Source organism: Cupriavidus sp. 8B, from assembly GCF_054589115.1.
In genome coordinates this window covers 1-7,162 of sequence record NZ_BAAILO010000585.1, presented here as the reverse complement: position 1 = coordinate 7,162, position 7,162 = coordinate 1, and the positions used below count along the sequence as shown (strand labels likewise).

6 protein-coding genes are annotated in these 7,162 nt (G+C 63.9%); all 6 read right to left on the bottom strand.

The window, feature by feature from the left end; all coding sequences use genetic code 11:
- Positions 1 to 1,626 (bottom strand): adenine nucleotide alpha hydrolase family protein (locus ACYP5B_RS49035; protein ID WP_459574710.1); only part of this gene is annotated, 1,626 nt, incomplete at its 3' end.
- A 77-nt stretch (positions 1,627 to 1,703) separates the two neighbouring features.
- Complete coding sequence (locus tag ACYP5B_RS49030; RefSeq protein WP_459574709.1) at positions 1,704 to 1,856, bottom strand: hypothetical protein; 153 nt, start codon at positions 1,854 to 1,856, stop codon at positions 1,704 to 1,706.
- A 65-nt stretch (positions 1,857 to 1,921) separates the two neighbouring features.
- Positions 1,922 to 4,243 carry an SMC family ATPase gene (locus ACYP5B_RS49025; RefSeq protein ID WP_459574707.1) on the bottom strand — a complete coding sequence of 774 codons (2,322 nt, stop codon included), beginning with the start codon at positions 4,241 to 4,243 and terminating at the stop codon, positions 1,922 to 1,924.
- Positions 4,231 to 4,749, bottom strand: a complete 519-nt coding sequence (locus ACYP5B_RS49020) for a hypothetical protein (protein WP_459574706.1) — start codon at positions 4,747 to 4,749, stop codon at positions 4,231 to 4,233. Before ACYP5B_RS49020 ends, ACYP5B_RS49025 begins: the two co-directional genes overlap by 13 nt.
- A 161-nt stretch (positions 4,750 to 4,910) precedes the next feature.
- Positions 4,911 to 6,317 carry a metallophosphoesterase family protein gene (locus ACYP5B_RS49015; protein WP_459574705.1) on the bottom strand — a complete coding sequence of 469 codons (1,407 nt, stop codon included), beginning with the start codon at positions 6,315 to 6,317 and terminating at the stop codon, positions 4,911 to 4,913.
- 145 nt (positions 6,318 to 6,462) lie between these two features.
- A partial coding sequence (locus ACYP5B_RS49010) for a recombination directionality factor (RefSeq protein ID WP_459574704.1) occupies positions 6,463 to 7,162 on the bottom strand: 700 nt, incomplete at its 5' end.

The following is a 7,162-nucleotide window of genomic DNA, read 5'->3' as shown; positions in this document are numbered from 1 at the left end:
GCGGCGGCACACCTCGTCGTGCTCGGTCTGCTGTGCGCGCGACAGCGTGAGGCAGCCGTACTGCAGGTACCAGCGGTACCCCGCAGTGATCTGGCCAGGCTGGATACCCATATCATGGGTCTCCAGCATACGGTCAAGCTCAAAGTCCTGGAGCATGCAGGCAGCTTCGAAATCCACGGAGAACGACTGTTCCGTTGGCAGTCTCCATAGAGTCCGCCCCCCTGCCGTCACCATGATCTCCGGCTCACAAGGCGATTCCGTAGTCATCGCTTCAATGAACGGGTCGCGCATGCCGGTCCATTCTGCAGCCGGAGCGAGATCATCCCATTCGTTCCCAACGTAAAGGAAGCGAGGGGTTGGCACCGTCGTTTGCGCGACAGCCGGAACCTCCGGAATGTCGAATCGGATGCCGCGTTGATGGATATCTCGCCAATCCGCCCACATCGCAAAGGGCCTGGCCACGCCGTTCAAAGAACGAAGCGCGTCGACGGCGACAATCATGTCGAGTGGCAACAACTCGAAGCGAGGCGCCTCCCCTGCCCGGCTCGCGCGCTGCTGCTCGTCATAGTCGAGCTGCAACATGTACCGGCTCAGTTCCCGCAACATGGTCGGATGGTAAGTATCCGGCTGAATTTTGATGAAGCCACCGCGGATGGTGCGACCGACCCAATGCCGCCGGCGCCAGTCAAAGCGTGTGTTCCGGATAAACCGATTCAGTCGCTGCAGCCCTTCGGCGTACGCATAGCGCTCGTCGTAAGCGATCATGTTGGCGAGGCTCTTGTCCTCAGCCATTTGGCAGACATGGCAGCCCAGGCGGGCGCCACACTTTCCCTGCTTGCGCCCTGAGGTACCCTCAAGGATTGCATCGGCGACGACGGCGCATGAAGTGCCGACCGAATGCGCGTACAGCCGCCTGGTCTCCTCGAAGTCTGAATAGCCCGGCCGGCTCCCCCCGCCATACAGCGCGATGGCCTCCCATACGGCATCAGAATTCCAGTGAGCAATCGGGCTAAGCACGAGTTCACCATCCTTGTTGCTGGCCGGGCGTTCCGCAGACTCACCACGTTGGCGCATGTTGCTTGCGCGGCGTGCACCTTCATCAAAGCGGGTACCAAGGCAGGTGACAGGAGCGGCCGCGCCGCGCTCAGCCAGACTGCGGAATAGCTGCTTGCGGAAGGCGCGTTGTGGGCCAATCTTTAGGTCAAAACTGCAGTCTCCATGCAAGCCGGGGAAGCTTGGCAGCGCCCGCCCGGTCAGCACTTTCACCTGAAAGGTGGACGCCAGTTGCGGCTCGACGACTTTTGCAATGACCGTGAAGCCGTGCTGGTCTCCGAATGCGCGCATCCGCTTCAGTTCAGCCCGGTAATGTAGATTAACTTCGGGGCTTTCGACCTTTGTATCGCTTGTGGTGACGATCACCAGCGGCTCGCCCCCGGCGGCGCGGTGCAGCAACGCCGCGTGCAGCACCAACGCTGCCACGACGCTACTGTCCTTGCCCCCACTATAGGCGATGACCACGGGATGCGCAGCTTGGAACAGACGAAGGATCGCACCGATGGCACGGTCTATCTTCTGCTCGATGGGGGCGTGCGTGCCCTGTGGGAACAGCTCAATGGTTTGGCTCATGGTAGAAGCCTCTCGTAGGAAAGAAAACGGCGCTCCTTACGGAGCGCCGAAGATTAAGAATGGCCCGGGGGCCGGGGTCACCCGAGTGCGGCTGCAACGATGGGACTGCCAATGGCATAGACGACGGGTCGCCGCATCGGCTCCTTGCTTACCGGCCGTGTGTGATGATCACAAGCGGCCAGCACGCGCAGGACGAGGTAAAGCAGGAAGAGATATTTCGCGAGTTTCATGGGATGCCCTGTACGGGGACAGGGCATCCCCGATGGGGCGTGCCCCATCGGGTTAAAGACAAAAGCTAGGCAGCGAGCGCCACCAGGTCAATCACTGCATCGGCCTCATCCACCGACTCAGGCGTGTGGGAGATGAAGAATTCCCGCTCATAGCCGCCCTGACGGAGCACCTCGCGCTTCATTTGCATGAAGGCGCGTTTGCGCTCCGGATCGAGCGGGCCGTCGGCCTCATCCGTGAACAGCGTCTGGAAGGGCTGACCCGAGTCCTGCGCCCGGTAGAGCGCAATACCACGGGTCAAACACTCATTGATCCAGATTTTCTGCCCGCCAGACAGCAACGCGAAGTTCTTCACGCTGTCCCGGTCGGCGTCATTGACCTCGATCTCGAAGCCCTCACGCTTCTCGCCGCTGGCCAGCGTCGTCTGCGTCTGAATCGCGATGGTGAATCGCGCTCCGTAGCAGGCGAGCAACAGGTCATTGACGATTCGCGTGAGCGCCGGACCGGCGTCGTCGATGGACAGCGCGATCACGCCGTCATTGCCAAGCGCCTTCGCCAGCAGCTTCCACTGCGCGATTTCGTCGGAGAGCCGATCCGCCTTGCCCTGTACCGCAGGCAGGCCGGACAGGACCGACTCCACGCGCTCGCGCTCGGTCGCAAGGCCGGTTTGCTGGCGGATCAATGCCTCGATCCGGGCATCCAGCGCAACCACTGCCTCGCGGCTCTGTCGCAAGCGGGTGTCCAAGGCGGCGATGAGGCCGGTGACGTCCTCAGTTGCCAGCCCGGACAACTCGCGCTGGACCACCGACAGCTGCGACTCGGCTTCGGCAACGTCCCGGTCATACCGGGCCGTGCTGGTCGCTTCCTCGTCAGTCAGAGCGGTCACGTCGCGTTCGGCCTGCGCCAACCCTTCGTGCGCCACATCCAACATCGGTTTCTTGGCAGCGAGAGCGGTCAGCCGCTGCAATTCCTGCTGATCGCGAGCCAGTGCCGTCTGCAAGGCCGCCAGGGCGGCGCGTTGGGCAGGCAACTCACCCAGGGCTTCCGCCATCGGCTTCATCGCCTGCTGCTTCGCCTGGTAGCTGGTCCGCAGATCCTTCACGAGGATGACCTGCTCGGCCAGCTTGCCCTTGGCGTCACGCGCCTGCGCGAGCAACGGGCAGGTGCTGTGCATTGGATCGGCCCGGCATGGCACTGTCTCAATGACATCGGCCTGGCCTTTCAACGAGGTGGCGAACTGGGCGGCGGACCTTCCGCGCGCTTCCAGCCCCTGCAACTCAGTCGAAAGCGCGGCATGCTGTGCCTGCTGCGCGTCCAACCGGCTCAATGCCTGCTGCTTCGTGGCGAAGTCGCCCTGCTTCTGGCCAATGGTCATCTGCAAGGCGTCGCGCTGCTCGGCGGCCGCGAGGATCGCCGGCCCTTCGGCCAGCATCAGCTTGCGGCTGGCGATCAGCTGCTCCAACTCCCGGCGCCGCGTGGCAGCGCGGGTGGCCGCGACACGCTGGTCAGCATCCAACTGCCGCCGGCGCGCTCCCAGTTCGGTTTCCCGTTGCCTGAGTTCGCGCAGACGCGCTTCGGTAGCCGCGCTTGCGCTTTGCTTGGCTGCCAGTGTCGCTCGCTCCTGCAGGAGCTTCGCGCCATCGGCAGTCTTCGCATCGCGATCGCTCCGCGCCCCGGTCAAGGCTTCATCGGTCGAGCCGATGTCGCGTGCCAACTGCCCCGCCCGCTCGCGCTGGGCGGACAAGCCCACCAGGTCGCGCTGCAGGGTGTCCAGATGCCGGCCCAGCCCCTTTGCAACTTCGCCGGCCTTGGCCGACAGATCGCGCAGGTGGTCGATGCCCAGCAACTCGGCAAGCAACTTCTTGATCTCGCCGGCCTGGTAGCTGGCGATCGGGCGTCGGTTCTGCGCCGAAAACACGCTGGTGAAGAACGCTTCGGGCGAGCCTAGCACCGCCTCGATGCAGCGGTTGTAGGTATCCGCCTTGCCGTCCGACAGCGTGCCGTCGGGCAGTTGCAGCGGTACCCAGTCGCCGGTGGCGCCCTTCTGGAACAGGTAGTACTCGGCCTTGCGGCTCTTGCCCGGATTACGGAATGCGAACGCTGAACGGTACTGCGTGCCGGCGTGCTCCCATTCCAGATCCTTCTCGCCACGGGTGCCACAGAGGTGATCCCAGTAGGAGAACGCATCCGCGGACATTTTCGAGGCGTGGCTCGGCATGAGCGGATACGGGTGCAAGTTGTCCATCAGCGTAGTCTTGCCGGCACCGTTAGGGCCGACCAGCGCGATCAGCCCAGTGGGCAGGTTCGCGAGGTCGAGCGTCACGCTGTCGCGCTTCATGCCGTCCCGGACTCCGTGGAACCCGGTCAAGGTGAGTTTCAGCGGGCGCATTCGGACACCTCCGCACCGGTCATGGAAGCCAGGTAATCGGCGGGCAGCTCCATCACATCGCCGTCATAGAACGGCATATCTGGGGCCACCGCGGCGGCATCCTGCTCGGGCAGGCCCGACAACACACGCTCCAGGGAGCGCACGGCGGCGGCGAACTGCTGGCGGGCCAGCGCGATCACGTCCGGCCAAGCGGTGCAGCCACAGAGCGCCCTGAGTTCCAGCGCGCTCCACTGGCTGGCATAGCCATGCGAGAACGACCAGAGCAGGTTCTGCATCTCCAGCGACGGTGTCACTTCGTACCAGTGCTGGTCGTCTGCGGCGTGTACCGCGAGGACCAACAGATGGTCGCGCTTGGCGATCACCGTGCCGCGCCCTGCGCCGAACGGCTGGAACAGGGTGCTGCGGGTGAAGCCGTGCGCGTCCGCAAGGCGAGAGGCCAGTGTAGACGCGCCTAGTGCGGTTTCAAACGTGTGGGCCCAGTCCGGGCCAGCAGGGTAAAGCATCATGATGCACTCCAAAGGAGACCGAGTGCATTCCCGGACGGGATGCACCCGTCAGGGGTCAATGAGATGAAACAACGGTCGATGCGTCCGAAGGACGCGGGGTAAAACGATGTTTCGACAGCCCCGGAGGGCTCTCGGAACATGGCTTTGGCCACGTTCAAGGGTTAGGCGGCGGCTTCCGCAAACAGGTCGTCGCTGAGCCAGTCCATCGCCGCGGGCGGCGCGCCGGGTTGCCTCGCAATGGGCACGGGAACCTCAGTCTTTTCCGGCATGAGTGTCGTAACAGGCTCCGATGGCATCGGCATCTGCGATGGCGTGCCTGCGCTTTCCAGTTGCTGCAGCACCAGGTCCGCGATGGCCTGCGGGTCCGCGTGCTCGAGCATCGACAGACGATCCAGCAACGGGTTGGTATCGACTTGGGTCAGTTCCCCCCATCGCGTGACCTTCTCCGACAGGCTGGCGGCGCGGCAGATGCCTTCGGCGCGGCTACGGACGGCAGGCAAAACCCGACCTTCCAGCTTCACCTCGGTCGCCTTGAGGAACAAAACGCCGATGGCGTCCCGATCGACCACCTGGCGGTGCTCTTCGTCGACGACCCAGCGGATGCGCACGAACTTGTCCGACGCCTCGGCGGCGACGCGAGCCAGCTCCGCCATGTCTGGCGGGCCGTCGAAGTCAATGCACAGGGTCTCGCGAGTGGGCGTCACAATGGGCGTGGTTTCGGCCTGCCCCGGCGCGACGCGCCATTGCAGGTAGGTCTTGTCACCGATTTCCCCATAGTGGAAGCGCCCGATCGAACCCGGATACGCCACCAGCCGGCCCTCGCGATCCCATTGCTGGGCGCGGTGGATGTGACCGAGCATGAAGCCGTCGCATTCCGCATCAAACAGCGCCCCGATGGTGAATTCGTGATCGAATCCGGCCATCGGCACACCGTGCTCGGTCTGGCAGCCGTTGACGGTGCCGTGCGAGATGCCCAACGTGCGAATGCCGCGAGCACGCAGCGTGCGGTTCACGGTGCCAGCGGCGTGCAGGTAGGCGGCCAGATGGTCGCCGACTGCGGTAGCAGCCTCCTTTGCGCCGACAGCGGCAGCGAGCATGGCCTTGTTGACCGTGGGCACACAGGTGAAGACCACCTCCGGCATACCGTCGGCAAGCAACGCCTCAATCTCGATGGGAGTAAAGAGCGCACCGTCCGAAGCGGTGAACCCGCCATCACGCAGTGCGACCTGGTGAATACGGTCCGCAATGTATACGGGGTGACGACTGCCAACGAGGCGGAACAGATCCAGCGTGCCGGGCGGCTCGTGGGAAAAGGTGCCCTGCAGCATCACGATCGCCATATGCTCGGAAAGCTGGCGTATGCGCTCGGCCAGCACGCGCAGCGCCGGTGTGTGGGCGTCCAGGCGATGATCGGTCGAATCGCCGGAGACGACGCCGACCTGACTTCCGGCCGCGATCGCGTGTTCGACGGCAAAGCCGAAGCAGCGATCCGCCTCGTCCAGATTGCCGGTCGAGTAATGCAAATCAGAAAAGTGAGCCAACAGCAGGCTCTCACTCGCGTTGAGCATGATGTGATTCTCCAAAGGAAATGGTGCGCCGATTTGGCGCGCGGGCAAAAGAACGTGGCCCGGCTGGGCCACAGGTGAAAAGAAATGGGGCAGAAGTGGAAGATGAGGTGAACGACGCATTGCACGCCGTTCACCTATTCCATCGTCAGACAGGCTGTGTGGCTTCGAGGACGCGGGAGCGCACCTGCTCACGGAAGGCCAGCGGGTTGGCCAGCGCGGTTTGCATCTCGCCAATCATGCTGTCAACGTCCTTAGGCCGCTTCGTCCAGCCCTGACCGTACTCGATCCGGGCAAAGGTCAGCAGATCCATGCGCTCCTGCCCTACCGACATACCAAGGCGGGCGGCGAGGTCGGCGAGGATGCTCTCTCGGTCCTCGGGATCGGCCGCGGTCGGCATCGGTGCGGGCATCGGCGAAGCGACCGGTGTCGACGCGGGCGTCGCAGCCCGTTCACGCTCCAGTGGCATTGCGCCAGAGATGTCGACGAGCGGCGCCATGGAAGGCCCATCACCTGCGGGCATTGCGCCTTCTAGCAACGCGACCGACTTGCTTGCCGCGTCCAGTGCCGGTGCCATCTGATCCGCGCTATCCAGCAGCGCGCCCAGATCGATCTCCGCATCCAGCATGGTGAGCATCTGCTCCTGCCGAATCGGCAGGCCATCCTCACCGATGCGGGTAATGTCGACCGCCTTCTTCGAGAGCCAGAAGTGCATGCCTGCGAGCCGGCCGCCACGCGCCATCGCCACCGTTTGCATTGCGGCGTACGCCTTCTGCAGCACATAGATGGAGGTGGTGGGCAACTCGATCAGGCCGAGGCCCTTTATCTCCGGGACGCAAAAATACAGA